The 26,273-nt window shown below is 73.7% G+C and carries 26 protein-coding genes and 1 other RNA gene; 14 read left to right on the forward strand and 13 right to left on the reverse strand.

What is annotated here, in order from left to right; translation table 11 throughout:
• Positions 1-2: 2 nt before the first annotated feature.
• Complete coding sequence (locus B4U46_RS10965) at positions 3-185, reverse strand: hypothetical protein (protein ID WP_079426446.1); 183 nt, start codon at positions 183-185, stop codon at positions 3-5.
• 102 nt (positions 186-287) lie between these two features.
• Complete coding sequence (npdG, locus tag B4U46_RS10970) at positions 288-992, reverse strand: NADPH-dependent F420 reductase (RefSeq protein WP_079431689.1); 705 nt, start codon at positions 990-992, stop codon at positions 288-290.
• Between the two features lie 94 nt (positions 993-1,086).
• Here npdG and B4U46_RS10975 point away from each other — a divergent pair, with 94 nt between their 5' ends.
• A complete protein-coding gene (locus B4U46_RS10975; RefSeq protein WP_079426449.1) occupies positions 1,087-1,710 on the forward strand; it encodes a hypothetical protein in 624 nt (207 codons plus the stop codon).
• Positions 1,711-1,719: 9 nt separating this feature from the next.
• Here B4U46_RS10975 and B4U46_RS10980 read toward each other — a convergent pair whose 3' ends face one another.
• The gene (locus B4U46_RS10980; protein WP_079426451.1) at positions 1,720-1,974 is read right to left on the reverse strand and encodes a hypothetical protein; all 255 of its coding nucleotides are present in this window, start codon (positions 1,972-1,974) and stop codon (positions 1,720-1,722) included.
• 58 nt (positions 1,975-2,032) lie between these two features.
• Between B4U46_RS10980 and map the strand changes: the two genes are divergently transcribed.
• The gene (gene map, locus B4U46_RS10985) at positions 2,033-2,890 is read left to right on the forward strand and encodes a type I methionyl aminopeptidase (protein ID WP_079426454.1); all 858 of its coding nucleotides are present in this window, start codon (positions 2,033-2,035) and stop codon (positions 2,888-2,890) included.
• A 147-nt stretch (positions 2,891-3,037) separates the two neighbouring features.
• Positions 3,038-3,685: a heme oxygenase (biliverdin-producing) gene (locus tag B4U46_RS10990; RefSeq protein ID WP_079426457.1), complete on the forward strand. Its 648-nt coding sequence runs from the start codon at positions 3,038-3,040 to the stop codon at positions 3,683-3,685.
• A gap of 43 nt (positions 3,686-3,728) precedes the next feature.
• On the opposite strand, the gene B4U46_RS10995 is transcribed toward B4U46_RS10990, so the two are convergent.
• Positions 3,729-4,379: a PhzF family phenazine biosynthesis protein gene (locus B4U46_RS10995; RefSeq protein WP_079426459.1), complete on the reverse strand. Its 651-nt coding sequence runs from the start codon at positions 4,377-4,379 to the stop codon at positions 3,729-3,731.
• A 408-nt stretch (positions 4,380-4,787) separates the two neighbouring features.
• Here B4U46_RS10995 and efeO point away from each other — a divergent pair, with 408 nt between their 5' ends.
• The 3 genes from efeO to efeU are packed head-to-tail and all read left to right on the forward strand — an operon-like array spanning position 4,788 to position 8,122.
• Positions 4,788-5,939, forward strand: coding sequence for an iron uptake system protein EfeO (efeO, locus tag B4U46_RS11000; protein ID WP_079426461.1), 1,152 nt, complete (start codon positions 4,788-4,790; stop codon positions 5,937-5,939).
• Positions 5,940-5,970: 31 nt separating this feature from the next.
• Complete coding sequence (efeB, locus tag B4U46_RS11005; protein ID WP_208949810.1) at positions 5,971-7,257, forward strand: iron uptake transporter deferrochelatase/peroxidase subunit; 1,287 nt, start codon at positions 5,971-5,973, stop codon at positions 7,255-7,257.
• 22 nt (positions 7,258-7,279) lie between these two features.
• Positions 7,280-8,122 carry an iron uptake transporter permease EfeU gene (gene efeU, locus B4U46_RS11010; RefSeq protein WP_079426463.1) on the forward strand — a complete coding sequence of 281 codons (843 nt, stop codon included), beginning with the start codon at positions 7,280-7,282 and terminating at the stop codon, positions 8,120-8,122.
• Between the two features lie 95 nt (positions 8,123-8,217).
• Here efeU and B4U46_RS11015 read toward each other — a convergent pair whose 3' ends face one another.
• Positions 8,218-8,979, reverse strand: a complete 762-nt coding sequence (locus tag B4U46_RS11015) for an SDR family oxidoreductase (protein WP_079426465.1) — start codon at positions 8,977-8,979, stop codon at positions 8,218-8,220.
• 108 nt (positions 8,980-9,087) lie between these two features.
• Here B4U46_RS11015 and B4U46_RS11020 point away from each other — a divergent pair, with 108 nt between their 5' ends.
• The gene (locus B4U46_RS11020; RefSeq protein WP_237292801.1) at positions 9,088-10,425 is read left to right on the forward strand and encodes a Bcr/CflA family multidrug efflux MFS transporter; all 1,338 of its coding nucleotides are present in this window, start codon (positions 9,088-9,090) and stop codon (positions 10,423-10,425) included.
• A gap of 9 nt (positions 10,426-10,434) precedes the next feature.
• The gene (locus tag B4U46_RS11025; RefSeq protein ID WP_079426468.1) at positions 10,435-11,463 is read left to right on the forward strand and encodes a small ribosomal subunit Rsm22 family protein; all 1,029 of its coding nucleotides are present in this window, start codon (positions 10,435-10,437) and stop codon (positions 11,461-11,463) included.
• Between the two features lie 46 nt (positions 11,464-11,509).
• On the opposite strand, the gene ddaH is transcribed toward B4U46_RS11025, so the two are convergent.
• Positions 11,510-12,319 (reverse strand): dimethylargininase, encoded by an 810-nt coding sequence (gene ddaH, locus B4U46_RS11030; RefSeq protein ID WP_079426470.1) that lies wholly within the window; start codon positions 12,317-12,319, stop codon positions 11,510-11,512.
• 151 nt (positions 12,320-12,470) lie between these two features.
• Here ddaH and B4U46_RS11035 point away from each other — a divergent pair, with 151 nt between their 5' ends.
• A complete protein-coding gene (locus B4U46_RS11035) occupies positions 12,471-13,115 on the forward strand; it encodes a TetR/AcrR family transcriptional regulator (RefSeq protein WP_079426472.1) in 645 nt (214 codons plus the stop codon).
• 179 nt (positions 13,116-13,294) lie between these two features.
• Positions 13,295-14,044: a bifunctional DNA primase/polymerase gene (locus B4U46_RS11040; protein ID WP_079426474.1), complete on the forward strand. Its 750-nt coding sequence runs from the start codon at positions 13,295-13,297 to the stop codon at positions 14,042-14,044.
• Between the two features lie 81 nt (positions 14,045-14,125).
• On the opposite strand, the gene yaaA is transcribed toward B4U46_RS11040, so the two are convergent.
• Complete coding sequence (yaaA, locus tag B4U46_RS11045; protein ID WP_079426477.1) at positions 14,126-14,926, reverse strand: peroxide stress protein YaaA; 801 nt, start codon at positions 14,924-14,926, stop codon at positions 14,126-14,128.
• A 261-nt stretch (positions 14,927-15,187) separates the two neighbouring features.
• The gene (locus B4U46_RS11050) at positions 15,188-16,144 is read right to left on the reverse strand and encodes an ArsR/SmtB family transcription factor (RefSeq protein WP_107438251.1); all 957 of its coding nucleotides are present in this window, start codon (positions 16,142-16,144) and stop codon (positions 15,188-15,190) included.
• Positions 16,145-16,411: 267 nt separating this feature from the next.
• On the opposite strand from B4U46_RS11050, the gene B4U46_RS11055 reads away from it, so the two are divergent.
• Positions 16,412-17,875 (forward strand): RNB domain-containing ribonuclease, encoded by a 1,464-nt coding sequence (locus B4U46_RS11055; RefSeq protein ID WP_079426482.1) that lies wholly within the window; start codon positions 16,412-16,414, stop codon positions 17,873-17,875.
• Here the strand turns inward: B4U46_RS11055 and B4U46_RS11060 are convergent.
• Both B4U46_RS11060 and B4U46_RS11065 read right to left on the reverse strand, forming a co-directional pair.
• Positions 17,757-18,653 (reverse strand): hypothetical protein, encoded by an 897-nt coding sequence (locus B4U46_RS11060; RefSeq protein WP_159402083.1) that lies wholly within the window; start codon positions 18,651-18,653, stop codon positions 17,757-17,759. The genes B4U46_RS11055 and B4U46_RS11060 overlap by 119 nt on opposite strands.
• Positions 18,650-19,384: a MerR family transcriptional regulator gene (locus B4U46_RS11065; protein WP_079426484.1), complete on the reverse strand. Its 735-nt coding sequence runs from the start codon at positions 19,382-19,384 to the stop codon at positions 18,650-18,652. Before B4U46_RS11065 ends, B4U46_RS11060 begins: the two co-directional genes overlap by 4 nt.
• A 77-nt stretch (positions 19,385-19,461) precedes the next feature.
• Here B4U46_RS11065 and rnpB point away from each other — a divergent pair.
• From rnpB to B4U46_RS11085, 3 genes are all read left to right on the forward strand, one after another.
• An RNA gene (gene rnpB / locus B4U46_RS11070) (RNase P RNA component class A) lies at positions 19,462-19,863 on the forward strand.
• 351 nt (positions 19,864-20,214) lie between these two features.
• The gene (locus B4U46_RS11080) at positions 20,215-20,781 is read left to right on the forward strand and encodes a Uma2 family endonuclease (RefSeq protein ID WP_079426488.1); all 567 of its coding nucleotides are present in this window, start codon (positions 20,215-20,217) and stop codon (positions 20,779-20,781) included.
• Between the two features lie 145 nt (positions 20,782-20,926).
• Positions 20,927-22,894, forward strand: a complete 1,968-nt coding sequence (locus B4U46_RS11085; RefSeq protein WP_079426490.1) for a serine/threonine protein kinase — start codon at positions 20,927-20,929, stop codon at positions 22,892-22,894.
• A gap of 75 nt (positions 22,895-22,969) precedes the next feature.
• Here the strand turns inward: B4U46_RS11085 and B4U46_RS11090 are convergent, their stop codons facing one another.
• The 3 genes from B4U46_RS11090 to B4U46_RS11100 are packed head-to-tail and all read right to left on the reverse strand — an operon-like array spanning position 22,970 to position 26,165.
• Positions 22,970-24,565, reverse strand: a complete 1,596-nt coding sequence (locus B4U46_RS11090) for a bifunctional RNase H/acid phosphatase (RefSeq protein WP_079426492.1) — start codon at positions 24,563-24,565, stop codon at positions 22,970-22,972.
• Positions 24,565-25,308, reverse strand: a complete 744-nt coding sequence (locus B4U46_RS11095) for a zinc ribbon domain-containing protein (RefSeq protein WP_079426494.1) — start codon at positions 25,306-25,308, stop codon at positions 24,565-24,567. The genes B4U46_RS11090 and B4U46_RS11095 overlap by 1 nt, the downstream gene beginning before the upstream one ends.
• Positions 25,305-26,165 (reverse strand): Nif3-like dinuclear metal center hexameric protein, encoded by an 861-nt coding sequence (locus B4U46_RS11100; protein WP_079426496.1) that lies wholly within the window; start codon positions 26,163-26,165, stop codon positions 25,305-25,307. The genes B4U46_RS11095 and B4U46_RS11100 overlap by 4 nt, the downstream gene beginning before the upstream one ends.
• Positions 26,166-26,273: the final 108 nt, after the last annotated feature.

Below are 26,273 nucleotides of genomic sequence, written 5' to 3' on the forward strand. Positions count from 1 at the left end.
TGCTACGCGGCGGTGCGCTGCTTCTCCGCCTTGGCCTTGCGCACGTAGAACCAGGCCATGTTGGACGTCACGCCGGCCAGCAGCACCCACACGATCCCGAGGAAGCTGCCCTCCACGAAGGCGACCACGGCGGCGGCCACGGCAAGGACGCAGACGACAACGGCGAACACGGCAAGGCGGGGCATCCGGAACAGCTCCTCGGCGACACGGAACGGGGTCGAGCCCCTCCAGTGTCCCCCATCCCGCGCCGGGCCCCGGGCCCGGCGCGGGATGGGGGACGGGTGGGGTCAGACGTCCGTGAGGCGGAGGCCCGCGTGGGCCTTGTAGCGGCGGTTCGTGGAGATGAGGTTGGCGACCATCGCCTCCACCTGGTGGGAGTTGCGCAGCCGGCCCGCGAAGACGCCGCGCATGCCGGGGATGCGGGCCGCGAGGGCCTGGACCAGGTCGGTGTCGGCGCGGGAGTCGCCCAGGACCATGACGTCGGTGTCGATCTCCTCGACCGAGGTGTCCTGGAGGAGGACCGCGGAGAGGTGGTGGAAGGCGGCGGTGACCCGGGAGTTGGGGAGCAGGGCGGCGGCCTGCTGGGCGGCGCTGCCCTCCTCGACCTGGAGGGCGTACGCGCCCTGCTTGTCGAAGCCCAGCGGGTTGACGCAGTCCACGACGAGCTTGCCGGCGAGGTCCTCGCGCAGCGCCTCCAGGGTCTTGGCGTGGCCCTCCCACGGCACCGCGATGATGACGATGTCGCTGCGGCGGGCGCATTCGGCGTTGTCGGCGCCCTCGACGCCGAGGCCCAGTTCCCGCGCGGCGGTCTCGGCGCGGTCGGCGGCCCGGGAGCCGATGATCACCTTCTGGCCCGCCCGGGCGAGCCGGTAGGCGAGGCCGCGGCCCTGGTCGCCGGTGCCGCCGAGGACGCCGACAACGAGGCCGGAGACGTCGGGGAGGTCCCAGGGGTCCTTGGCCGGCGGCTTCTGGGTGCTGTCTGAGGAAGTCATGGGGCCGAGCGTACTGCCGGGTAGGTGGAGGTCGAAGGGGTGGGAGAGGGGCGAATCGCTCACCGGGGCCGGGTGCGTGCGGCAGGATGCGGCCATGGATGCCGTGAGGGTGGCTCTGTTGCGCGAGGTTCTCGCGGGGACGCCGTGGCCGGGTGAGGCGCGGAGGTTCGCCGGTTCGCTGCGGCGGGTCGTGGTGCCGGCGGGCGGAGGCCTGCTGCTGGTGGGGACGGAGCAGTACGAGCCCTGGCACCTCGCGGCGCACCTGGTGGACGAGGCCGCCTGGTCGGGGCAGCCGGAGCTGGCGCCGACGCTGGTACGGCACCGGGTGCTCCCGGGCGAGCCGCCGCACCTGTCGGTCGGGCTGGGCCGGCTGGAGGCGGCGCGGCGCGGGCACACCCTGCTGGTGGTGGCTCCGGAGCGGCCGGGCGAGGGGCTGCTGGAGCGGGTCCACGACGCCCGGCGCGCGGGGGCGACCGTGCTGTCGCTGGACGGCGGGGACGCGGACCTGGGCGCCCTGGCGCACGACGCGCTGTCGGTGCCGGCGGCGGACAGCGCCCTGGACCTGGACACCGTGCAGCACCTGGTGGGTGCGGCGGCCGGGGAGAACGGCCTGCCGGTGCGGCGGGGCGCGGGCGGGGTCACGGGTGTGCGGCGGCTGCGGGACCGGCTGGCGCGGCTGGCGGACCAGCTGACCGCGCCGCCGCCCAGCCGCTGGTAGCGGGGCCGGTCAGGGGGTGGCCGTGCCCGTGGCGTCCTCGTCCCCCTCCCCTTCGCGGGTCTTGTCGTTCCACTTGGGGTCGTTCTGCCATTCGAGGTTGCGCTCCTGCGCCGTCTCCATGGCGTGGGCGGCTTCCTCTCGGCTGCTGTACGGGCCGAAGCGGTCCTTGGCGGGGCACTCGGGGCCCTCCTCGACCTTCTTGTGGACCAGGCAGTAGAACCACTCGCCGGGCTTGCCCACCTGACGTTTCTTGAACAGGGCCATCGTCGGCTCCTTCCTCTGTCGCCATGCTGCCCCATACCCGCTGGATACACTCGCTTGCATGTCTGGCCAGTCGCTGCTCGTACCAGGCGAGCTCTCTCCCGCCCGTTCCGTTCCCGGAAACATCCGCCGGCCCGAGTACGTGGGCAAGCCCGGCCCCAAGCCGTACACGGGACCGGAGGTGCAGTCCGCCGAGACCATCGAGGCCATGCGCATCGCAGGCCGCATCGCCGCGCAGGCGATGGAGGAGGCCGCGAAGCACATCGCACCGGGGGTGACCACGGACGAGCTGGACCGGGTCGCGCACGAGTACATGTGCGACCACGGCGCCTACCCGTCGACGCTGGGCTACCGGGGATTCCCCAAGTCCCTGTGCTCCTCGCTCAACGAGGTCATCTGCCACGGCATCCCCGACTCGACTGTCCTGCGCGACGGCGACATCGTGAACCTCGACGTGACCGCGTACATCGGCGGGGTGCACGGCGACAACAACGCCACCTACCTGTGCGGCGAGGTGGACGAGGAGTCGCGGCTGCTGGTGGAGCGCACCCGCGAGGCCCTGAACCGGGCCATCAAGGCGGTCAAGCCCGGCCGCCAGATCAACGTCATCGGCCGGGTCATCGAGTCGTACGCGAAGCGGTTCGGCTACGGGGTGGTCCGGGACTTCACCGGGCACGGGATCAACTCGTCGTTCCACTCCGGCCTGATCATCCCGCACTACGACAGCCCGCACGCCACCACCGTCATGGAGCCGGGCATGACGTTCACGATCGAGCCGATGCTGACGCTGGGCACCCACGAGTACGACATGTGGGAGGACGGCTGGACGGTCGTCACGAAGGACCGCAAGCGGACCGCGCAGTTCGAGCACACGCTGGTGGTGACGGAGACGGGGGCGGAGATCCTCACCCTGCCGTAGCGGCTCCGGCTGCCGTGGCGGCTTGCGCCGCGGACATTTTTTACCGACAGCACGTCGGGAACACATTGACTTAGGCATGCCTAAGCAGGAGGATCGGGCGGGGCGGCTGTGTCGCCGCGCCCGATTTCTCTCCTCGGGAGGTCCGCCTTGGACGCCTTCTCCACGGTCATCCGTGTCGCCTCGCACGAGCAGCACACCGAAGCCGAGACCTCCGCCTTCATGAGCGACCTGCTCGGCGGCCGGCTCGGCGTGGAGGCCTACACCCGCTACACCGAGCAGCTGTGGTTCGTGTACCGGGCGCTGGAGGACGCGGCCGACGCGCTCCGCGAGGATCCGGTCGCGGGGCCGTTCATCCGGCCCGAGCTGATGCGCGTCGCGGAGATCGAGCGCGACCTGGCGCACCTGAGGGGGCCGGACTGGCGGGAGTCCGTGACGGCGCTGCCGGCGACGCAGGCGTACGCGGCCCGGGTCGCGCAGTGCGCGCGGGAGTGGCCGGGCGGGTACGTCGCCCACCACTACACCCGCTACCTGGGCGACCTCTCCGGCGGGCAGATCATCCGGGACAAGGCGGAGCGGACCTGGGGGTTCGCGCGCAAGGGCGACGGGGTGCGGTTCTACGTGTTCGCGGGGATCGCGAACCCGGCCGCGTTCAAGCGGGACTACCGGGACCTGCTGGACGCGATCGCGGCCGACGACCTGGAGAAGCAGCGGATCGTCGACGAGTGCAAGCGGGCCTTCGACCACAACGGGGCCGTGTTCCGGGAGCTGGGCGAGGAGTTCCCGCTCAGCGCGTGAGCACGCCTCCCGCCCCCGCTCCCCGGCCCGGGGGCGGGGAGGGCTAGGACGCGAAGCGGACCCGGCCGCCCAGTTCCACCGTGCCGTCCGGGGCCGGGGCCGTGAGGAGCTGGGAGCCGGCGCCCTGGGTGATGTTCAGGGCGCGGTTCAGTTCGGCGGTGAGGAGGATGGCCGCCGAGCCGGTGGCCTCGTCCTCGGGGACGGCCCCGTCGGGGCGGCGCGGGAAGCCGCGGGCGCGGATCCGGCCGGCGGGCTCGTCCTCCCAGGCCCAGGCGTAGAGCCAGCCCTCGCCGGGCGGCGGGGTGGGCAGCGCCTCGACCTCGGCGGCGGTGGCGTACTGCTGCGTGCGCTTGCCGGTGACCCATTCGGGGCGGGCGGTGATCCAGGTGAACTCCCCGTCGTGGCGGGCCCACACGGACCCGGCGGGCGGCCGGAGCTCCTCGATGTCGAGCAGCCAGGCGAGTCCGACCAGGGGGTGCCCGGCGAAGGACATCCGGGTGCCGGGGGTGCGGATGTCGACCACCCCGCGCTCCGGGTCGTCGACGAACACCGTCTCGCTGTAGCCCAGTTCGGCGGCGAGGGCCTGGCGGGCCGCGTCGTCCGGGACGGTGCGGCCGTCACGGACGACTCCGAGCAGGTTGCCGTGCCGGCCGTCACCCGCGCAGAACACCTTGATCACGTCGAGATCGTTCACATCGGCATTCAAGCACGGGACGGCCGCGGCCCCCTCCCTGTACGGCCGCCCCCGGCGGGACCCCACCCGCCGCGGTCCGGGGAGGGGCGCCGGGCCGGCCTGCGGAGGGGCGCACTGCCGGACGTACGGCCCCTCGCGCACCGGTGCGCCCCCCGGCGCTCCCCCACAGGGCGCAGGCCGGGCGAAACCGGACGGCGACCCCGGTCCCGCACGGAATGCGGACGGGGACTTGACCCGTGCTTGACCCTCGCTTGAGCCGCCCATGGAGGGGCCGTGACGGGCTCGTGTCCGGGGCCGGAAGGTGAGAGCTGAATCACTGGACGAGCGGGTATCGGTGAGGTAAGCCTCGGTTAAGTTAGGTCCGCCTCACCAGGCTGCCCCACGCCTCCACCCTCGCCAGGAGCCCCCATGCGCCCCGCCCGCCTCACCGTCCTCGCCGCGGCCGCAGCCGTCGCCGCGCTCACCGCCGTCACCGGCTGCGCGGAGAAGAGCGACAAGGGCGGCTCGGACGCGATCCACGTGACCGCGACCGACAGCGCCTGTGAGGTCTCCACGACCGACTTCCCGGCGGGCAAGGTCTCCATCGAGGTGGAGAACAAGGGCTCCAAGGTCACCGAGCTGTACGTGCTCTTCCCGGACGACCGCATCGTCGCCGAGCGCGAGAACATCGGCCCCGGCACCAAGGCCACCATCGCCGCCGAGATCAAGGCGGGCGACTACCTCTTCGCCTGCAAGCCCGGCATGAAGGGCGACGGCATCCGCACCAAGGTCAAGGCCACCGGCAAGGGGTCCGCCGAGAAGCGCAGCCCCGAGCTGGACGCCGCCGTGGCCGCGTACCGCAAGTACGTCCAGGAGCAGGCCGACGCGACCCTGCCGAAGGCGCAGGCCTTCGCCGACGCCGTCAAGGCCGGCGACCTGGAGGCCGCGAAGAAGGCCTACGCCCCCTCCCGCCTGGGCTGGGAGCGCACCGAGCCGGTCGCCGAGTCCTTCGGCGACATCGACCCGAAGGTCGACGTCCGCGAGGACGGCCTGGAGGCCGGCCAGGACCCGGCGAAGGACTGGACCGGCTGGCACCGCCTGGAGAAGTCCCTCTTCCAGGAAAACAAGATCGACGACAACGACAAGAAGCTCGCCGACACCCTGATCACCGACCTCACCGCCTGGCAGAAGAAGGTCGGCGAGGCCGAGATCACCCCGACCTCCATGGCCAACGGCGCCAAGGAGCTCCTCGACGAGGTCGCCACCGGCAAGGTGACCGGCGAGGAGGAGCGCTACAGCCACACCGACCTGGTCGACTTCAAGGCCAACGTCGAGGGCGCCGAGAAGTCCTACGAGCTCCTCAAGGCCGTCACCGCGAAGAACGACCCCGAGCTCGCCAAGCAGCTGGACACCCAGTTCGCCGCGCTGAACACCCTCCTGGACAAGTACCGCGCCGACAAGAACACCTACGAGTTCACCTCGTACGACAAGGTCGGCGAGACCGAGCGCAAGGAGCTCTCGGACGGCGTCAGCGCCCTGGCCGAGCCGCTCTCGAAGCTGGCCGCCGCGGTCGCCAAGTAGTCCACAGCCAGGCAGAGCGGGAGATCCCACCATGACCGACGCCCAGGAGCCGAACGTGTCCGAGGACGAGGCCCAGGAGTCCACCGGAGGCGCGACGGCGCCCTCGCGCCGTGCCGTCCTCGGCTGGGGCGGGGCCGGGCTCGCGCTCGGCGCGGCCGCGGCCGGCGGCGCCGTGGCCGCCTTCAACGGCGGCTCGGACATCGCGCCGGCGGCCTCCGCCGGCGCGGCCGTGGCCTTCCACGGCGAGCACCAGGCCGGTATCGCCAGCGCCGTCCAGGACCGGCTGCACTTCGCGGCCTTCGACGTGAAGACCAAGGACCGCGAGGAGCTCGTCAAGCTCCTCAAGGACTGGACGGCCGCCGCCCGGCTGATGACCGCCGGGCTGCCCGTCGGCGACGTGTACGAGGGCGTGCCCGAGGCCCCGCCGACCGACACCGGCGAGGCCCTGGGCCTCAAGCCCTCCCGCCTGACCCTGACCATCGGCTTCGGCCCGGGCCTGTTCGCCAAGGACCGCTTCGGCCTGGACGGCAAGCGCCCCGAGGCCCTGGTGGACCTGGAGGCCTTCCCCGGCGACAACCTGGACCAGGCCCGCTCCGGCGGCGACCTGTGCGTCCAGGCCTGCGCCGACGACCCGCAGGTCGCCGTGCACGCCATCCGCCAGCTGGCCCGCATCGGCTTCGGCAAGGTGGCGGTGCGCTGGTCGCAGCTCGGCTTCGGCAAGACCTCCTCGACCACGCCCGACGAGCAGACCCCGCGCAACATGATGGGCTTCAAGGACGGCACCCGGAACATCTCCGGCACCGACACCGCCGCCCTCGACAAGCACGTGTGGGTCGGCGCGGGCGACGGCAGCGACTGGATGACCGGCGGCTCGTACCTGGTCGCCCGGCGCATCCGGATGCACATCGAGACCTGGGACCGCACCTCCCTGCGGGAGCAGGAGGACATCTTCGGCCGCGACAAGGGCGAGGGCGCGCCGGTCGGCAAGTCCAAGGAGCGCGACGAGCCGTTCCTCAAGGCGATGAAGCCCGACTCGCACGTGCGCCTCGCGCACCCCGACAGCAACGACGGCGCGACCATCCTGCGCCGCGGCTACTCCTTCACCGACGGCACGGACGGTCTGGGCCGGCTCGACGCGGGCCTGTTCTTCCTCGCCTACCAGCGCGACGTCCGCAAGGGCTTCGTCGCGATCCAGCGCCGGCTGTCGAAGAACGACGCGCTGAACGAGTACATCCAGCACGTGGGCTCGGCCGTCTTCGCCGTCCCGCCGGGCGTCCGCGACAAGGACGACTGGTGGGGCCGGACGCTGTTCGCGTAGTTCCACCCGGAGAGGAATCGCCGTGTTCGGCAACTATCTGATCGGCCTGCGCGAGGGCCTCGAAGCCAGCCTGGTCGTCTGCATCCTCGTCGCCTACCTGGTCAAGACCGGGAACCGCGCCGCGCTGCGGCCGGTGTGGCTCGGCATCGGGATCGCCTGCTCGCTCTCGCTCGCGTTCGGCGCGCTGCTCACCTTCGGCACGCAGGAGCTGACCTTCGAGGCGCAGGAGCTGCTCGGCGGCAGCCTGTCGGTCATCTCGGTCGGCCTGGTGACGTGGATGGTCTTCTGGATGAAGAAGACCGCCCGGCACCTGAAGAGCGAGCTCCAGGGCAAGCTCGACGCGGCGCTCGCGATGGGCACCGGCGCGCTGGTCGCGACCGCGTTCCTGGCGGTGGGCCGCGAGGGCCTGGAGACGGCGCTGTTCGTGTGGGCCTCGGTCCGGGCCAGCGGGGAGGGCTCCTCCGCGCCGCTGGTCGGGGTGCTGCTGGGCATCGCGACGGCCATCGTGCTGGGCTGGCTGTTCTACCGGGGCGCGCTGAAGATCAACTTGTCGAAGTTCTTCACGTGGACCGGCGGGATGCTGGTCGTCGTCGCGGCGGGCGTCCTGGCGTACGGGGTGCACGACCTCCAGGAGGCCGGGTTCATCGGCGGCCTGCAGGACAAGGCGTTCGACATCAGCTCGGTGATCCCGCAGGACAGCTGGTACGGGGTCCTGCTGAAGGGCGTCTTCAACTTCCAGCCGGACCCGACGGTGGCGCAGCTGGTGGTGTGGCTGCTGTACCTCGCGGCGGTCCTGACCGTGTTCCTGCTCCCGGCGCGCGTGCGCGGCGCGGCCGAGGCCCCGGCCGCGGCCCCGGTGAAGTAGCCCGCCCGGCTCCGCTGCGTCCCGAAAGCCCGGCGCCCGGTTCGTTCCCCCCTCCGCGGGGACGAGCCGGGCGCCGTTGCGTGCGGGGCGCGGCCCTAGCCGCGGCCGATGTACGGCATGGCCGTGGCCATCACCGTCGCGAACTGGACGTTCGCCTCCAGCGGGAGCTCCGCCATGTGCAGCACCGTCCGGGCGACGTCGGCGGCGTCCATCACCGGCTCGACCGCCAGCTGTCCGTTCGCCTGGAGGATCCCGGTCTGCATGCGCGCCGTCATGTCCGTCGCCGCGTTGCCGATGTCGATCTGCCCGCAGGCGATCCGGTAGGGCCGCCCGTCGAGCGACAGCGACTTCGTCAGGCCCGTCATGGCGTGCTTGGTGGCCGTGTAGGCGATCGAGTGCGGGCGCGGGACGTGCGCCGAGATGGAGCCGTTGTTGATGATGCGGCCGCCCTGGGGGTCCTGTTCCTTCATCACCCGGAAGGCCCCCTGTGCGCAGAGGAAGGACCCCGTGAGGTTGACGTCGACGACCTGGCGCCAGTCCTCGTAGGCGATGTCCTCCAGCGGGACCCCCGCCGGGCCGAAGGTGCCGGCGTTGTTGAAGAGGAGGTCGAGGCGCCCGTAGCGGGTCCGGACGGTCTCGAAGAGGGCGGTCACGTCCCCCGGGTCGCTCACGTCCGCCCGGACGGGCAGGACGTCAGCGCCCTCCCCGGCCGCCGCCGCGGTCTCCTCCAGGGGTCCGGTCCGGCGCCCGGCCACGGCCACCGACCAGCCGGCCCCGGTCAGGGCGAGGGCCACGGAGCGGCCGATCCCGGAGCCGGCGCCGGTCACTACAGCGATCTTGTTCCCACGTGCGCTCATGGGCCCGCAGAGTACGTCACACCGGACATCCGGCCCGGAACGGTCCGACAGCTGAGAGCATGGGCCGGTCAGGGGTGCATAAAGCAGATGAAAAGACTGGAGTTCCGTATGTCGGAGAGAGGCCCCTCCGCGGCCCCCTCGCACGAGCCGTCCCGCTCACCCTCCACCTCCCCCTCGGCCCCCGCCCCCGGCCCCCTGACCGCCGCACGCCGCACCGGCCTGCTGGTCACCTTCATCCTGGGCGGACTGACCGCCCTGCCGCCGCTGTCCATGGACATGTACCTCCCGGCCCTGCCGGAGGTCACCGCCGCCCTGGGCAGCCCGGCCGCGACCGTCCAGCTCACGCTGACCTCCTGCCTCGCCGGCATGGCGCTCGGCCAGCTGGTCATCGGGCCCATGAGCGACAAATGGGGGCGGCGCCGCCCGCTGCTGGCCGGCATGGCCGTCTACGTCCTCGCCACCGCGATATGCGCCCTCGCCCCCTCCGCCGAACTGCTGATCGGCTTCCGGCTGCTCCAGGGCCTGGCCGGCGCGGCCGCCATCGTCATCGCACGGGCCGTCGTCCGCGACCTGTACGACGGGGTCGAGATGGCCCGCTTCTTCTCCACCCTGATGCTCATATCCGGCACCGCCCCGATCGTCGCCCCGCTGATCGGCGGCCAGGTGCTCCGCTTCGCGGACTGGCGCGGGGTGTTCGTCGTCCTCACCGCCGTCGGCCTCGCGCTGACCCTGGTGGTCTGGCGCGGCCTCGGCGAGACCCTGCCGCCCGAACGGCGCCAGACCGGCGGCGTGGGCGCCGCCCTGCGGACCATGCGGGGGCTGCTCTCCGACCGGGTCTTCGCCGGTTACACCCTGGCCGGCGGCTTCGCCTTCGCGGTGCTCTTCTCGTACATCTCCGCCTCGCCCTTCGTCGTGCAGGAGATCTACGGCGCCTCCCCGCAGGCCTTCAGCCTGCTGTTCGGCCTCAACTCCGTCGGCCTGATCGTCGTCGGCCAGATCAACGGCAAGCTGCTGGTCGGCCGGGTCAGCCTGGACAAGGTCCTCGCGGCCGGCATCGCCGTGCTCACCACCGCCTCGGTGGCCCTGCTGCTGATGTCCACCGGCGTGTTCGGGAAGGCCGGCCTGTTCCCCGTCGCCGCCGCGCTGTTCGTGCTGATGTCGACGATGGGCCTGGTCCTGCCCAACACCAACGCACAGGCCCTGATGCGCACCCCGCACGCCGCCGGATCGGCGTCCGCGCTCCTGGGCACCTCCTCCTTCCTCGTCGGGGCGGTGGCCTCCCCGCTGGTCGGGATCGCGGGCGAGCGGACGGCCGTGCCGATGGCCCTGGTCCAGCTGAGCTGCTCCCTGCTGGCGGCGGGCTGCTTCCTCGCCCTGTGCCGGCCCTGGCGGGACCGGGAGGCCATGGCCGCACCGGCAGACCCGGCCGGCCCGGCCGCGCCGTAAACTTCGCTGGTGAACGCCACCGCCCCCACCACCGCCGAAACCCTCCGCAGCGCGCTGGGCGGGCTGCTCGACGGACTCCCGCCGAAGCAGGCCGCGGCCGCCGTCGAACGGCTCATCGCCAACTACCGGGGCGCCACCCCGACCGACGCCCCCGTGCTGCGCGACCGCTCCGACGTGGCCGCCTACGCGGCGTACCGGATGCCGGCCACCTTCGAGGCCGTGCGCTCCGCGCTGTACGGGCTGGCGGACGCCGCGCCGCAGTGGGCGCCGGGCTCGCACGTGGACGTGGGCGGGGGCACGGGGGCCGCGACCTGGGCGGTGGACGCCGTCTGGGACGGGCCCCGCACGACCACCGTGCTGGACTGGGCCGAACCGGCCCTGGCCCTCGGCAAGGAGCTGGCCGGGCGCTCGGCCTCCGCCGCCCTCCGCTCGGCGGACTGGCGCCGGGCCGTCATCGGCGCCGGGATCGCCCTCCCCGACGCGGACCTGGTCACCGTCTCCTACGTGCTGGGCGAGCTGACGCAGGAGTCCCGCCGGGCGGTCGTCGCCGAGGCGGCGCGCGCCGGACAGGCCGTCGTCCTGATCGAGCCGGGCACGCCGGAGGGGTACCTGCGCATCCGCGAGGCCCGTGACCAGCTGATCGCCTCCGGGCTGAAGGTGGCCGCGCCCTGCCCGCACGACGGGACCTGCCCGATCGAGGTGGGCCAGGACTGGTGCCACTTCTCGGCGCGGGTCAGCCGCTCCTCCCTGCACCGCAAGGTCAAGGGCGGCTCCCTCCCGTACGAGGACGAGAAGTTCGCCTACGTCGCCGCGACCCGCTTCCCCACCACCCCCGTCCCCTCCCGGATCACGCGGAGGCCGCAGATCCGGAAGGGGCTCGTCCTGCTGGACCTGTGCGGTCCCGAGGAGACCGGGCTGGGGCGCGCCACCGTCACCAAGCGCCACGGCGACCTCTACAAGGCGGCCCGGGACGCCGAGTGGGGCGACCAGTGGCCCCCCGCCGGCTCCCCGGACGCCCCGGACGCCCCGGCCGTCTGACGCCCCGGACGCCCAGGCCGCCTGACATCCCGGACGTCCCGGACGTCTAAGGACGCAGCTCCTGGGTGCAGCACTTCACGCTGCCGCCGCCCTTCAGCAGCTCGCCCAGGTCCATCGGGATCGGCTCGAACCCGCGCGCCCGCAGCGGCGCCAGCAGGCCGGTCGCGCCCTGCGGGAGCAGCACGTGCCGGCCGTCCGAGACCGAGTTCAGGCCGAAGGCCGCCGCGTCCGGGGCGTCCACGAGCAGGGCGTCCGGGAACAGCCGGCGCAGCACGGCCTGGCTGCCGGGCGAGAAGGCAGGCGGGTGGTACATGATCTCGTCGCCGTCGAGCACGCACAGCGCCGTGTCCAGGTGGTAGTAGCGCGGGTCCACCAGGTCGAGGCCGATGACGGGGCGGCCGAAGAACTCCTGCGCCTCGTCGTGCGAGAGCGGGCTGGAACGGAAGCCGCGGCCCGCCAGGATGTAGCCGGCGGTGACGGCGAAGTCCCCCTCGCCCTCGTTGACGTGCGAGGGCTCGTGGATGTCGGTGAAGCCGTTCGCCCGGAACCAGTCGAGGTGGATCTCCGCCTCGGCGGTGCGTTCCGGGTAGGCGAAGCGGGCGCCGAGGACCCGGCCGTCGATGACGAGGGCGCCGTTCGCGGCGAAGACCATGTCGGGCAGGCCCGGGTCCGGCTGAAGGGTCTCGACGGTGTGCCCGAGGGAGAGGTACCGGTCCCTGAGGTCCTCCCACTGGGCGAGGGCGAGGGGCAGGTCCACCGGTTTCGTGGGGTCCATCCACGGGTTGATGGAGTACGTGACCTTGAAGTGTGCGGGTGCGCACATCAGGTAGCGCCGGGGTGTGGCGTCTCTGCGCAAAGAAGGCTCCTCACGACTGCGGACTCACGGTACGGGTGTGTACGGAGAGAATCGTCTCCCCTCAGGGTGCGGCCGCACAGTGAACCGATCGGGTGGTTTACCACAACGGCCGGAAGACGAGACGTCTCGACGGGATTGGTACGTTGGGCCGATGAGCAAGCCTCCGGACTCCAGCCGCCGCAGCGAGCGCTCCCGGCGCGCCATCCTCGAATCCGCCCTCGCCCTCGTCGGCGAGGTCGGCTACAACAAGCTGACCATCGAGGCCATCGCGGCCCGCGCGGGCGTCGGCAAGCAGACCATCTACCGCTGGTGGCCCTCGAAGGCGGACGTCCTGCTGGACGCCTCGCTGGCCCTGGCCGGTGAGAGCGGGACCGATTCCGGCTGGTCGGGATTCCCCGATACGGGTGACCTGGCGGCCGATCTGAAGACCGTCCTGCGGGCCACCGCGGACGAGTTCTCCGACCCCCGCTACGACGCCCCCGCACGCGCCCTGACGGCGGCCGGGGCGACCGACCCCGAGCTGGGGGCCCGTTTCACCGAGCAGCTGCTGGAGCCCCAGCTCGCCCTCTACGAGGCGCGGTTGCGGTCGGCGCAGAAGGCCGGGCAGCTCGCGGCGGACGTCGACGTCCGGCTCGTGGTGGAGCTGCTGGTGGGTCCCGTGACCTACCGGTGGCTGATGCGGACGGCGCCGCTGAGCCATGCGTACACGGACGCGCTGGTGGACTCCGTGCTGGGCGGCGTGGGCGGCGCTGCCGGTGACGGCGTGGGCGGCGGCGCGGGGGGCGGCGTGGCGTAAGTCACCGTCCGATAGCCGGACACCCGGCGACCTCGGCAAGCCCGAGGACATATGGCCGGATTGTGCGGTTATCGGGGGAAGTGGGCCCGGGGGTCCGGTCGGGGGGTGCGGTCACCGGGCCCACGGGATGGTGGGACCATGGATTGGTCTGCCGGGGCAACGGTGAGGTGAGGGGATCGATGGGGTCTGAGTCCGGCCGCGTCAAACGCGGCGAGCAGAGCAGGATTTCCCAGTGGCTGCGCCGCCGCTCGAAACCCGCTCCAGAGGACCCCGGCAGGGAACGCGAAGCGCTCCTCGTGGCCGTCGCCGCCGCCGGACTCCCGGTCGCCCCCGCCGCCCATCCCGTCGGCTACCGCTGTTCGTGCGACCGCATCGGCTGTCCCACCCCGGCCCGGCACCCGGTCTCGTTCGCCTGGCAGACCCAGTCGACCACCGACCGCGCCCAGATCGAACGCTGGGCCCGCAACCAGCCCCAGGCCAACTTCATCACCGCCACCGGCATGGTCCACGACGTCCTGGACGTGCCCCTGGAGGCCGGCCGCAGCGCCCTGGACCGCCTGCTCGCCGCCGGCATCGAGGTGGGCCCGGTCGCCGAGTCGGGCGGCACGGGCGACCAGGCGCGGATGCTCTTCTTCACGGCGACCCGCGGTACGCCCGAGGACGAGGACGAGTGGTGGCCCTGCGAACTGGACTGCCACCCCGAGACGATGGACGAACACCCGGGGCTGCGGTGGCACTGCCGCGGCAGCTACGTCCTGCTCCCGCCGGCGGCGCTGCCGGGTGAGTTCGCGGTGACGTGGGTGCGGGACGTCCGCCACGCCCTGCCGGACCCGCTGACCCTCCTGGAGACCCTGACGGACGCGTGCGCGCAGTATGCGGGCACGGCGGACCAGAGCCCTTCGGCGGTCGCCTGGCCCCTGGGCCGCTAGGGACTTTGACGACAGGCCCTGGGCCGTCTCCTGCGGGTGCCGCTGCACGGGGCTGTCACCCGGCCCGCGCAGCGGCCCCGGTCAGTGGATCTGGGTGACCACCACGTCCAGGGACCAGGCCCGCCCCGCCCGCGCCGGAGCCTCCGCCTCCACCGCGTACCCCAGGTCCCGCAGCGCGGCCACCAGCTCCGCCGGTCCCGCCGGCTCGACCCCCGCGACCAGCAGGTCCCGCACCAGCCGCCCCTTCGTCGCCTTGTTGAAGTGGCTCACCACCGACCGCTTCTCCACCCCGTCCACGATCTGCGCGTGCAGCACCCGCACCGTGGCCGTGCGCCCCGCCGTCTCCCCCTTCGGCTTCCACGCCGACGCGTACGCCGACGACCGCAGGTCCAGCACCAGCCCTTCCCCCGCCGCCTCCGGCATCACCTCCGCCATCGGCGTGCGCCAGTACGCGCCCAGCGCGCCCAGCCCCGGCAGCTTCACACCCATCGAGCACCGGTACGACGGGATCCGGTCGGTCACCCGCACCGCGCCCCACAGCCCGGAGAACACCAGCAGGGTCCGCTCGGCCAGGGCCCGCGCGGGCTCCGGCAGCGCCGCCAGGCCGAGGGCGTCGTAAAGGACCCCCGTGTAGATCTCTCCCGCCGGCAGCGCCGCCGCCGACCGCAGCCCGGCGTTCTTGGCGACCTCGCCCCGCAGCCCCACGCTGAGCCCCAGCACCTCGCGCGCCTTGAGCTCGTCGCCCGCGCACAGCTCGACCAGCTCCTCCAGCACGGCCGCCCGCGCCCCGGCCAGCCCGGGCAGCAACAGCGACGCGGCGTCGAGCGGTGCGCCGGAGCCGCCGGCGGCCTTTCCCTCGGAGGGCGGCAGCAGCACGAGCACGGTGGTTCTCCTATCGATGGCACGTCGCGGGGGGTGCGGCCCCCGGGCCAGGGTAGACGGCCCGCCGCGGGCCGGTCACGGGCGAACGGCCACGGCCGTGCCCGGGCCGCTGGGCCGGGGCGGGCCGTGGCCGCCGGTGGGGGGTCCGTGGTGGGCGGTGCCTCGTCGCCCGTCGTGCCGTGGTGCTGGACCGACTGTCCGCTGCGGCGCCCGGCCGCGTCCAGGTGTTTCGAGCAGGTTCGAAAGACCTGGACGCGCACCTCAGCCGCGCAGTAGAAGGGAGCCCAGCGAGGTCGCCGTGTGCAGGACGGAGTTGCGGTGGCGGGCCGAGCTGATCAGGCCCGCCGCGCGCAGCACTGCGGTGTGGTGGCTGACCGAGGCCTGGGACATCCCGACCAGCCGGGCGAGTTCGGAGGTGCTGCGGGAGCCCTCCGAGGTGTGGTGCAGGATCTCCGAACGGGTGCGCCCGATCAGCGGCACGAGCTTGCGCCCGGCGGAGCCGTCCGGGGCCACGGTGCGCCGGGCCGGGTAGGTGAGGACCGGCGGGAGTTCCGGGTCGAGGAGCGACACCGGGGTACGGGCGCGGAACAGGGTGGGGACGAGGAGCAGGCCCCGCCCGCCCAGGTGCAGCTCCTGGTCGACGGGGTACTGGACTTCGAGCACCGGGGGTCTCCAGCGCATGCCGGGCCCCAGTCCCGACAGGACCCCCTCGATCCCGGACTCGGCGGCCGTCTTCGCCTGCGCCGCGTACTCCGCCCGGACCGTGGTCCGCATCGTCTGTTCCAGGGGTGCCACCGCCGCCGCGTGATAGCCGCGCAGGGCTCCGGCCAGTCCCCGCAACGCGTCGGGGCGGCCTGCGCCGAGGTCCTGCGTCCAGGTGGGGAGGGCCCCGCCGGCCGCGAGGACCGCCAGGTCGCCGCGCAGGTGGCGGGCGGGCGTGGCGGTGAGGGCGTCGAGGCCGTGCTCGATGTCCGCGGAGCCGTCGGAGGGGGTGAGGAAGTCGGGGAAGTAGCCGAGCGGGCGCACCAGCGGGAGGAGGGTGCGCAGGCTGTCGGGCCGGCGGGCCCGGACCGCGCGGCCCCAGGCGTCGGCCGCCGGGTTGCCGGTGCGGCGCTGGAGCATGCGCAGGCTCAGCACCGTCTCCCACAGGGGATCCGGCCGGCTGGCCACGCTCGTGCGGGCCAGATCGGCTCCGGTGAAGTGAATCCTCAACAGCATGTGCCGCCCCGTGATTGAGTTCCGATCGGTTCCGGTGGGTTCGGGCGATCCGCCCCCCACATTGCGCCCCGGCCGGGCTCCGCGTTCCAGGAGGTTTCACGCCGTCGTGCGCGGCCGTTTCCGCGCCGTGTTCCGGTGAGCGGAACACGGCGCGGAATATCGGACACCCGCGGACCGCGCACCCGTACGCGCGGGGGTCCCCGCGCGCGGCCCCGCCTCCCGCGCCGCCGCCGAGAAGATCTCCCCGGCAGGACATACGCTCGGTCCATGCCACGCCGTCACATGCACATGGCCGGTGCGGACGGTGCCGCCCTGGGCGCCGCGCTGCGTGAGCTGCGGACGCGTCTGGGCGTGCCCGACGCCTTCCCGGCGGAGGTGCTCGCCGAGGCCGAGCGGGCCGCGGCCGCTCCCCGGCTGCCCGCCGAGGACGCCACCGACCTGCCCCTCTTCACCATCGACCCGCCGGCCTCCGTGGACCTCGACCAGGCGATGCACCTGGCGAAACGGTCCGGCGGGGGCTACCGCGTCCACTACGCGATCGCCGACGTCGCCGCCTTCGTCACCCCCGGCGGCGCCCTCGACACCGAGGCCCACCGCCGGGTCACCACCCTCTACTTCCCCGACGGCCGGGTCCCCCTGCACCCGCAGGTGCTCTCCGAGGGCGCGGCCAGCCTGCTGCCCGGCCAGACCCGCCCGGCCCTGCTGTGGCGGCTCGACCTGGACGCCGACGGGCGCGTGGAGACCACCGACGTCCGCCGCGCCCTGGTCCGCAGCCGGGCCAAACTCGACTACGACGGCGTGCAGAAGGCCATCGACACCGGCACCGCCGAACCCGCCCTGGCCCTGCTGAAGGACGTCGGGACCCTGCGCGAGGCCCTGGAGACGGCGCGCGGCGGGATCTCCCTGAACGTCCCCGAACAGGAGGTCGTCCTCGCACCGGACGGCTCGTACCACCTGGCCTACCGGGCGCCGCTGCCCGCCGACGGCTGGAACGCCCAGATCTCCCTGATGACCGGCATGGCCGCCGCCGACCTCATGCTGGCCGCCGGGACCGGGATCCTGCGCACCCTCCCGGCCGCCCCCGACGGTGCGGTGGGCCGGCTGCGGCGGGCCGCGCAGGCCCTGCGGATCGACTGGCCGCACCACGTGCCGTACGCCCGGCTGGTGCGCTCCCTCGACCCGCGGATCCCCGCGCACGCCGCGTTCCTCCAGGAGTGCACGGCGCTGCTGCGCGGCGCCGGGTACACGGTGTTCACCGGCGGCGAGCGGCCCGAGCACGCCGTGCACGCGGCGGTCGCGGCGCCGTACACGCACAGCACCGCCCCGCTGCGGCGGCTCGTCGACCGCTACGCCGGGGAGCTGTGCGTGGCGGCGGTCGCGGGGGCTGCGCCGCCCGACTGGGCGGTGGCGGCGCTGGCGGCGCTGCCGCACGAGATGCAGGAGGGGACCAGGCTGGCCAACTCCGTGGAGCGGGAGTGCGTGGACCTGGTCGAGGCGGCCCTGCTGAAAGACCGGGTCGGGGAGACCTTCGAGGCGACGGTCATCGACGTCGAGGAGCGGGACCCGCAGGCCGGGACGGTCCACCTGGAGGACCCGGCGGTGGTCGGCCGGGTCAGGTCCGAGGCGGGTCCCCTGCCGCTGGGCGACCGCATCCGGGTCCGCCTGACGCAGGCCGACCCGGGCACCGCGAAGATCCTCTTCGCGCCCGCGGCTGCCGCCGCAGGGCGGTGACCAGCGCGCGGGGGTCGTCGGCGTGGAAGCGGATCGTCCGGGCCCGCGCGCGGGCGCCGAGGGGGCGGCGGAACTCCAGGGGGCGGTGCAGCTCCAGGGTGACCGTCGTCTGGCTGCCCACGATCAGGTCGAGCACCCCGTCGCCGGAGAGGGTGACCAGCCGGCCCTCCGGGTAGCGCCGGTCCACCCGGACCGAGGCCACCGCCTCCGGCGGGACGGTGAGGTCGAACAGGGCCCCGTAGCGGATCCGCAGCGTCCCGTCGGGCCGTACGACGTGCGGGCGGGTCACGCAGGCGGTGTGCAGGGCGAGCACCAGCAGCACCCCGTAGACGTCGAGCACGAGCACCACCCGGTGCACGGCCGGCCAGGGGATGAGCAGGGCGAGCGCGACGGTCTCGATCAGCGACACGAAGAGCAGTCCGTACATCATCGCCGTCTGCGGCCCCGTGTAGGCGGCGGCGAGGGCCCCCGGCCGCACCCCGTGCGGGCGGCGGGCCACCCACCGGCCGAGCGAGGCGCAGGCCCGCAGCTCGTGCAGCAGCAGCCGGCGCACCGGCTCCGGCACCACGGCCCTTACGGCCTCCCGCCAGGAGCCGGTGCGCCGCCGCAGCGAGACCAGCACCCAGCCCTCCAGCAGCAGCATCCCGAGCACCGCCGACTCGACGCCGGCGGTCAGCCGGCCGGGCGGCCGCACCCCGGACGCGAGGCAGACGACGAGGACCAGCTCGCCCGGTACCGCGGCGGCGGCCGCGATCCGGGCCGCACGGACGGCGTTCACGCCGGCCCCCTTCCCGCGAAGGCCGCCATCACCCGGCGGACGACCTCCGCCTGGGCGGGGGCGTACTCGGCGAGCAGCGCCTCCCCGAAGCCGGGGACGACGGGCCCGCCCGCCGGAATCGCGGCGAAGGCCGCATCCGGTACGGCGGCCACCATCGCCTCCGCGAGCGGGCCGATCCGGGGGTCGTCGGCGGGGGCGTCGGCCAGCTGGTCGAGCCGCTCGTACAGCGCGAGCACGGCCGGGTCGGCGGCGAGCGGCCCGAGGACGGCGTACAGCTCCTCCCCGGCGGCGCCGGTGGCGTCGAGCAGGGCCAGGTGCTCGCGGTCCTTCGCGGCGGCCGGGGAGTGCGTGCGCGGCGCCTTCGCCAGCAGCGCGGCGAGCGCGGGCGAGACGGGTTCGCCCTCCCCCGGCCCGGCGGCGAGCAGGACCGCGAGGCGCCTGCGCCGCTCGGCCAGCTCGGCCTCCTGCCGGGCGAGGTCGGCGTCGAGCTCCTCCAGTACGTCGGCCAGCTCGCGCCCCGCGTCGTCGGCGAGGACGTCGCGCACCTCGTCCAGGCTCAGCCCGAGCTCGGTGAGCCGGCGCACCCGTGCCAGGCGCACGGCGTCGCGCACGGTGTAGGCCCGGTACCCGTTGGGACGCCGCTCCGGCTCCGGGAGCAGCCCGACCTGGTGGTAGTGCCGGATCGCCCGGGTGGTGACCCCGACGAGCGTGGCGATCTCTCCGATCCGCATGCCCCTCAGTAGAAGCCCTGCCGCTGCGTCAAGGTCAAGCCGGCACCGGCAGCCGGTAGCATGGTCGCTACGACAGACGAGTCGGCCGGGCGGCCGCGTCGGGATCCCCGGATCCCGCCGAGGAACGTCCGGGCTCCACAGGGCAGGGTGGTGGGTAACGCCCACCCGGGGTGACCCGCGGGACAGTGCCACAGAAAACAGACCGCCGGGGGCTTCGGCCGCCGGTAAGGGTGAAACGGTGGTGTAAGAGACCACCAGCGCCTGAGGTGACTCAGGCGGCTAGGTAAACCCCACCTGGAGCAAGGTCAAGAGGATCCGTCCCCGGACGGATCTGCGCGAACGCTTGAGGGCTGCCCGCCCGAGTTCGCGGGTAGACCGCACGAGGCCGGCGGCAACGCCGGCCCTAGATGGATGGCCGTCTCCCCGGCGACCGCGAGGTCTCCGGGCGACAGAACCCGGCGTACAGGCCGGCTCGTCCTGCCGAACGCCCCGGACCGGGGATCCTCCGGTCCGGGGCTTTTGCGTCCCTGACATGGAAAAGGGGGCTGCCCGCCGCCGCCCGGAACCGCTCACCGGAGCCGCTGTCACAGGCGCCCGGTACCGTGGGCAACGGACGAGAGGACACACCTTGCAGTTCGACCAGTTGTTCACCGACCGGCTCGCCGCCGTGGGGGCCACCCCGGTGCTTCGGGCGTGGACGATGGCCGTGACCTGCCTCGCCGCCCTTCGGCTGCCGGCACTCTCCCTGGTCCCGCGCTCCGGCTCCGTACCCAGCAGGCGCGCAGTCCCCCAACCGGTACCCGCCGCGTAACCCATTGGGAGCACCCACGATGTCCGCCCAGCACCGGCACCGCGAGTACCTCCCCGTCGACCGGGAGACCTCGCTCAAGTTCGCCGTACAGAGACTCGATGAGAGCGGCGTACGCGCGCAGCTCATCGAGGGGGAATTCGAGATCATGGCTCCCACCTGGGACCACGAGAACGCCGTGGACCTGATCCGCGACGGCCTCGCCCACAGGGCCCGAGAGCTGAAATGCGTCAAGGGCTCGGGGAACCTCGACCTGCCGGGTACCGAGAACTGGTACCTGCCCGATATCGCGATCATCCCGCAGGAGATCGCCAAGGGCGCCAAGTCCCTGCCTGTGGACGAGGCGCTCCTCGTGGTGGAGGTGACATCCGAGTCGAACGCGTCCGACGACCGGATCAAGAAGCGCCGCCGGTACGCCCAGTTCGGGGTACCGCTCTACCTGCTCGTGGACCGCATCGACGGTACCTGGACCCTCTTCTCCGACCCCGTCCACGACGGCTACGCGCAGGCGGAGGGGCCGCACGCCTTCGGAGTCCCGGTCCGGCTCCCCGAGCCGTTCGGTATCGAGATCGACACCACGGGCCTGTAGCGCGCCCCTCGAACGGGCCCCACGGGCACGGAACATGAACAGCGCCGGCCTTGACGAACTGTCAGAACTGTCAGAATGCGCCCTTGAGGGTCACCGGGATGAGACGGTCGCCCCCGACAAGCCGCGCTGACAGAGAGAAGTCCCCTTGAGAAGCACCGACCCTGGTGGGCGGGTCCAGCCCGCCCACCCCGGTGACCCGAAGAGGATCGGTCCCTACCGGATCATCGGGCGCCTCGGCAGCGGCGGCATGGGCATCGTCCACGCCGCCCTCGACCCCCGGGGAACGAGGGTCGCGGTCAAGGCGGTCCACCAGCCGCTGGCGCAGGATCCGGAGTTCCGGGCAAGGTTCCGCCGCGAGGTCGCCCTGTCCTCCCGTGTGCAAGGGCCCTGCCTGGTGCCCCTGTTGGCCGCCGATCCCGAGGCCGCAGGCCCGTGGCTGGCGACGGAGTACATACCCGGCCCGACGCTGGACCGGCACCTCGCCGCTCACGGCCCGCTCGTCGGCGGCAGTCTGTACGCCTTCGCCTCCGGGACCGCGCAGGCGCTCGCGGCGATCCACCGCGCAGGCGTCGTCCACCGCGACGTGAAGCCGCAGAACGTCATCCTGAGCCCCGCCGGACCGAGGATGCTGGACTTCGGCATCGCCCGCGCCTCCGACGGCACGTCCGTGACCCGTACCGGGATCATGACCGGCACACCCGGCTGGATCAGCCCCGAGCACTACCGCTCCGGCACGTCCGGCCCGGCCGGCGACGTCTTCGCCTGGGGCGCCCTCGTGGCCTACGCCGCCACGGGCCGCCTGCCCTTCGGAGCCGGAGCACCCGATGTGGTCGCCTTCCGCATCCTGTCGGGCGAGGCGGACCTAGAGGGTGTGCCGCAGGCGCTCCGCGAGTTGGTGGAGAAAGCCCTCTCCAAGACCCCTGACACCCGCCCGACGGCCGAAGAGGCCGCCCTCCACTGCGCGGCCCTGTTCGCCGCCGGGACCACGCAGGCCGGCCTGCCCGGCAGCGCACCGACCCTCGCCGAGGCGGTCCAGGCCCAGTGGACCGTTCCCGAGGTCGAGGACCCCGCCTGGGCCGCCCCGCCGTCCCGGGGCCGGAAGCGGCTGTTGTTCACCGTCGCCGTGGGCGCGGCCGTCGCCGGCGGGCTCGTCGGCGGACTCCTCGCTCTTCCCGCCGCTCACGGCCGACCGCCGGGGGCAGCCCCGTCCGGGGCTGCCCCCGGCCATACGGCCGCCGCCGTCTCCGGCACGTCGGCGTCCCCCGTCCCGGCCGGGAGCGGCGAGCCACCGTCCCCGGCCGCGGGCCCGACGGACAACGCGCCGACCCTCGCGACATGGCGGCAGGCACGGGCCGCACAGACGCCGGCCGAGAACGACGCCCGCCCGGCCATGGGGACCGGGGCCTGGCTCGACCCCGTCGCCTATCCCGATCAGCAGTTCGCCCTCACCTTCCACCAGCCCCGTGGCGAGGTGTACATCGCCTCCGGCGGCCAGGAACTCGACGGCGGGACGATGCGCGAGCTGGCCCGGCTCGCCTGCCTGGGCCTGCGCGGCCTCCGCGGCGCCTACCCGGACCTCCCGTACAGCACCTACGTGATCGTCGACACCGCGCGCCGAGGAGGCCCTGCGGTCATCTGGTCGGACAACTTCCTCACCAACACCACCTGCTCGGCGTCCGTGACGGACCGCACCACGGCTCCGCGGGCGGAGCAGGCCACCGACTGGTATCCCCTCGCCACGGGGTTCGCCGCCGCCCAGATCCCGTCACACGACCCGGACGAGATCCGCATCGCCGACCGGATCGCCACCGCGATCATCAAGGACTGGAACGCCGACCCGTCCGGCAGCAGGGCCGGCCGCCTCAGCCACGACAACCTGAGCGTCGGGTTCGACCCCGCCAACCGCGTGATGTACGTGTGGGCGGACGAGCCCCGGTGGGACGGGGCCACGCGGGCGGAGTGGGCGCGCCTGGCATCCCTTCGGTCCTGCAGGGAACTGTCGGGTGAGACCACCGCGCACTGGCCCTATTCCAAGTACGCCGTCCTCATCAACGGCGACTCCGGGGGTGACGTCTTCCTGCGCTGGGATTCCACCGGAAGCTGCACGGTCTGACCTGAGGGCGGAAGGCCCCGCCCTTGGGTCGGGGCCTTCCCCTGCGCGGCATTCGGGGCGGGGCCGCCCCGTCGGTCAGCGCAGGTGCGAGGTGTCGTTGAGGAGCCGGACCGAGGTGTTGCCGTCGGCGTAGTAGGCCACCGCCGAGAGGGAGGCCGCGGAGAGCTCCATCTTGAACAGGGACTCCGGCGGGGCGCCCAGCGCGAGACGGACCAGGGTCTTCACCGGGGTCACGTGGGTGACCAACAGGACCGTGCGGCCCGCGTACGCGGACAGCAGCCGGTCCCGGGTGGCGGAGACCCGGCGGGTGACGGCGGCGAAGCTCTCGCCGCCGCCCGTGGGGGCGGCCTTCGGGGAGTCCAGCCAGGCCTGGAGGTCGTCGGGGAAGCGCTCGCGCACCTCGGCGAAGGTCAGGCCCTCCCAGGCGCCGAAGTCCGTCTCCCGCAGGCCCTCCTCGACGGTGACCGGCAGTCCGAGGCGGTCGGCGACGGCCTGGGCGGTCTCGCGGCAGCGGCGCAGGGGCGAGCTGACGACGGCCTGGACGGTGCCCCGCGCGGCCAGCGCCTCGGCCACGGCGGCGGCCTGCCGGCGCCCGGCCTCGGACAGCTCCGGGTCGGTGCCCCCACTGCCGGAGAACCGCTTCTGCGGGGTCAGGGCGGTCTCGCCGTGCCGTAGCAGCACGAAGGTGGCGGGCGCCCCCATGTCAGGGCCACCCCAGCCGGTGCCGGTGCCTCCGGCGGTGGCGCGGGGCTGGGCGGCTGCGGCCGGGGCTCCGGCGCCCCGGGCGGCCAAGCCCGCCGGGCTCTGGGCGGCGGCGCCGGCCGGAGCGGAGCCCGGGGCCGGGGTCTGGGCCGGAGCCACCGGGGCCAGGGCCTCGGCTTCGCCGAAGAGGGTGTCGGCCTCCGGGCCGGCCGCGGTCCGGGCTGCGCGCAGGTCGGCGGCGGCATCCCGGGCAGCCGGGCCGGCGGACGGGGTGCCGTGGGCCGCGCTCCGCGCCGCGCGCACGTCGGCGGTCGCCGTGCCCGGGGTCGCGGGGCCGGAGGGGGTCGCGGGGCCGGCCGCGGTGTGCGCCGCGCGCACGTCGGTGCCGGCCGGGGCCGGGTGGGATTCCGCCGCGGCGGCGGAGTCGGCGGGCACAGCGGGCCTCGTGGCGCCGCCGGAGGCCATGGCGGCGCGGACCGCGGCCGCGCCCTTCGCCGCGTCGCCCGGGGGGCCCTGCGGGGGCAGGTCGGCCGTGGAGGCGGAGGGTTCCCACTGCCCGCCCCGGCGGCCCGCGTCCATCGCCTCGTTGGCCAGGCGGTCCGCGTGCTTGTTGCGCTCGCGCGGGATCCACTCGTACGTGACCTGCCCGCGCGGCAGGACCGTCGCCGCCTCCGCCGCCAGCGGCTTCATGTCGGGGTGCTTGATCTTCCAGCGGCCCGACATCTGCTCCACGACGAGCTTCGAGTCCATCCGGACCCGGACCTCCGCGTCGGCGGCCAGCTCACGGGCGGCCTTCAGCCCCGCGATGAGGCCCCGGTACTCGGCGACGTTGTTCGTCGCGACGCCGATGAACTCGGCGCGTTCGGCCAGGGTCTCTCCCGTGACCGGGTCCAGGACGACCGCGCCGTAGCCGGCGGGCCCCGGGTTGCCCCGGGAGCCGCCGTCGGCCTCCACGACGAAACGCGGCATCAGATGCCCGAGTCCGCCGTACGGACCAGGATGCGGCCGCAGTTGTCGTGGCGTACGACCTGGTTGGCGGCGGCGGCCTTGATCTCGTTGATCTCGGCCATGTCGAGTTCCAGTCGGCAGCCCTCGCAGCGGCGCTGGTACAGGCGCGCCGCACCCACGCCGCCCTGCTTGACGCGGATCTTCTCGTACAGGGCCATCAGGTCGGCCGGCATGGAGCCGACGATGACCTCGCGGTCCTTGGTGATCTTCGCGGCCTCGGCGTCCAGCTCACCGGTGGCGGCGTCGCGGCGCGCGATGGCGTCGGCGAGCTTGGCCTCCAGCGCGGAGACCCGCCCGGTGATCTCGGTGACGCGCTCCTGCGCGCCCTCCAGGCGCTCCATGACCTCCAGGACCACGTCCTCCAGGTCGGCCTGCCGCTTGGCGAGCGAGGCGACCTCGCTCTGCAGGTTCGCCAGGTCCCTGGCCGAGACGCCGGCGCCCGACTCCAGGCGCTGCTGGTCGCGGGCCGCACGCTGGCGCACCTGGTCGACGTCCTGCTCGGCCTTGGTCTGCTCGCGGGCGGCGTCGCTGGCCTGCGTCTGGGCGGCGACGAGGAGGTCGCGCTGCTGGCTGAGGTCCTTGGTCAGGGAGTCGGCTTCGGCGTGCTCGGGCAGCGACTTGCGCTTGTGGGCGAGCTGCGACAGGCGGACGTCCAGGGCCTGGACGTCGAGCAGTCGGATCTGGTCGGCGGGCTCGGCGTTCAGTTGGGGGCTCCAGAGACACTAGAAGGGGTGGTTTCGGACGGCGCATGAGCCGTCCACGGGTCGGTGGCCGTGCGCGACACGTGGGTCCGCAGACCCCAGCCGTGGCGCTCGGAGATCGCGTCGAGCTGGGCCGCGGCCTGCTCGCACCAGGGCCACTCGGTGGCCCAGTGGGCGGCGTCGACGAGGGCGAGCGGGCTCTGCTCGCGGGCCTCGGACACCGGGTGGTGACGCAGGTCGGCGGTGAGGAACGCGTCCACGCCGGCGGCGCGGACCTGTGCGAAGAGGCTGTCGCCGGAGCCGCCGCTGACGGCGACGGTGCGGATCGGGGTCTCCGGGTCGCCGGCGACGCGGATGCCCTGGGCGGTGCGCGGGAGCCGGGCGGCGGCGCGGGCGGTGAACTCGCGCAGGGTCTCGGGGTGGTCCAGTTCGCAGATCCGGCCGAGGCCGCGGCGGCCCGACGGGTCGGTCGGGTCGGGCACGAGCGGGCCGGTGACGCGCAGGTCGAGGGCGCCTGCGAGGGCGTCGGAGACCCCGGGGTCGGCGGTGTCGGCGTTGGTGTGGGCGACGTGCAGCGCGATGTCGTTCTTGATCAGCGTGTGCACGACGCGGCCCTTGAAGGTGCCCGCCTCGACGGTGGTGGTGCCGCGCAGGTAGAGGGGGTGGTGGGTGACGACCAGGTCGGCGCCGAGCTTCACCGCCTCGTCGACGATCTCCTGTACGGGGTCCACGGCGAACAGCACCCGGGTGACCTCGGCGTCGGGGTCGCCGCAGACGGTGCCGACGGCGTCCCACTGCTCGGCCCGCGAGGGGGGCCAGAGAGCGTCCAGCGCGGCGATGACTTCAGAGAGAGAGGGCACGGGCCAAGGCTACCGTCCGTGGCGACCGCCCAGCCTGTCACCCGGACGGCACAGCCGGTCCCCCCGTCACGGGAGAACCGCGGTGGTGCCACCCGTACGTGTGAAGCA

Source organism: Streptomyces katrae (genome assembly GCF_002028425.1).
Taxonomy (GTDB): domain Bacteria; phylum Actinomycetota; class Actinomycetes; order Streptomycetales; family Streptomycetaceae; genus Streptomyces; species Streptomyces katrae_A.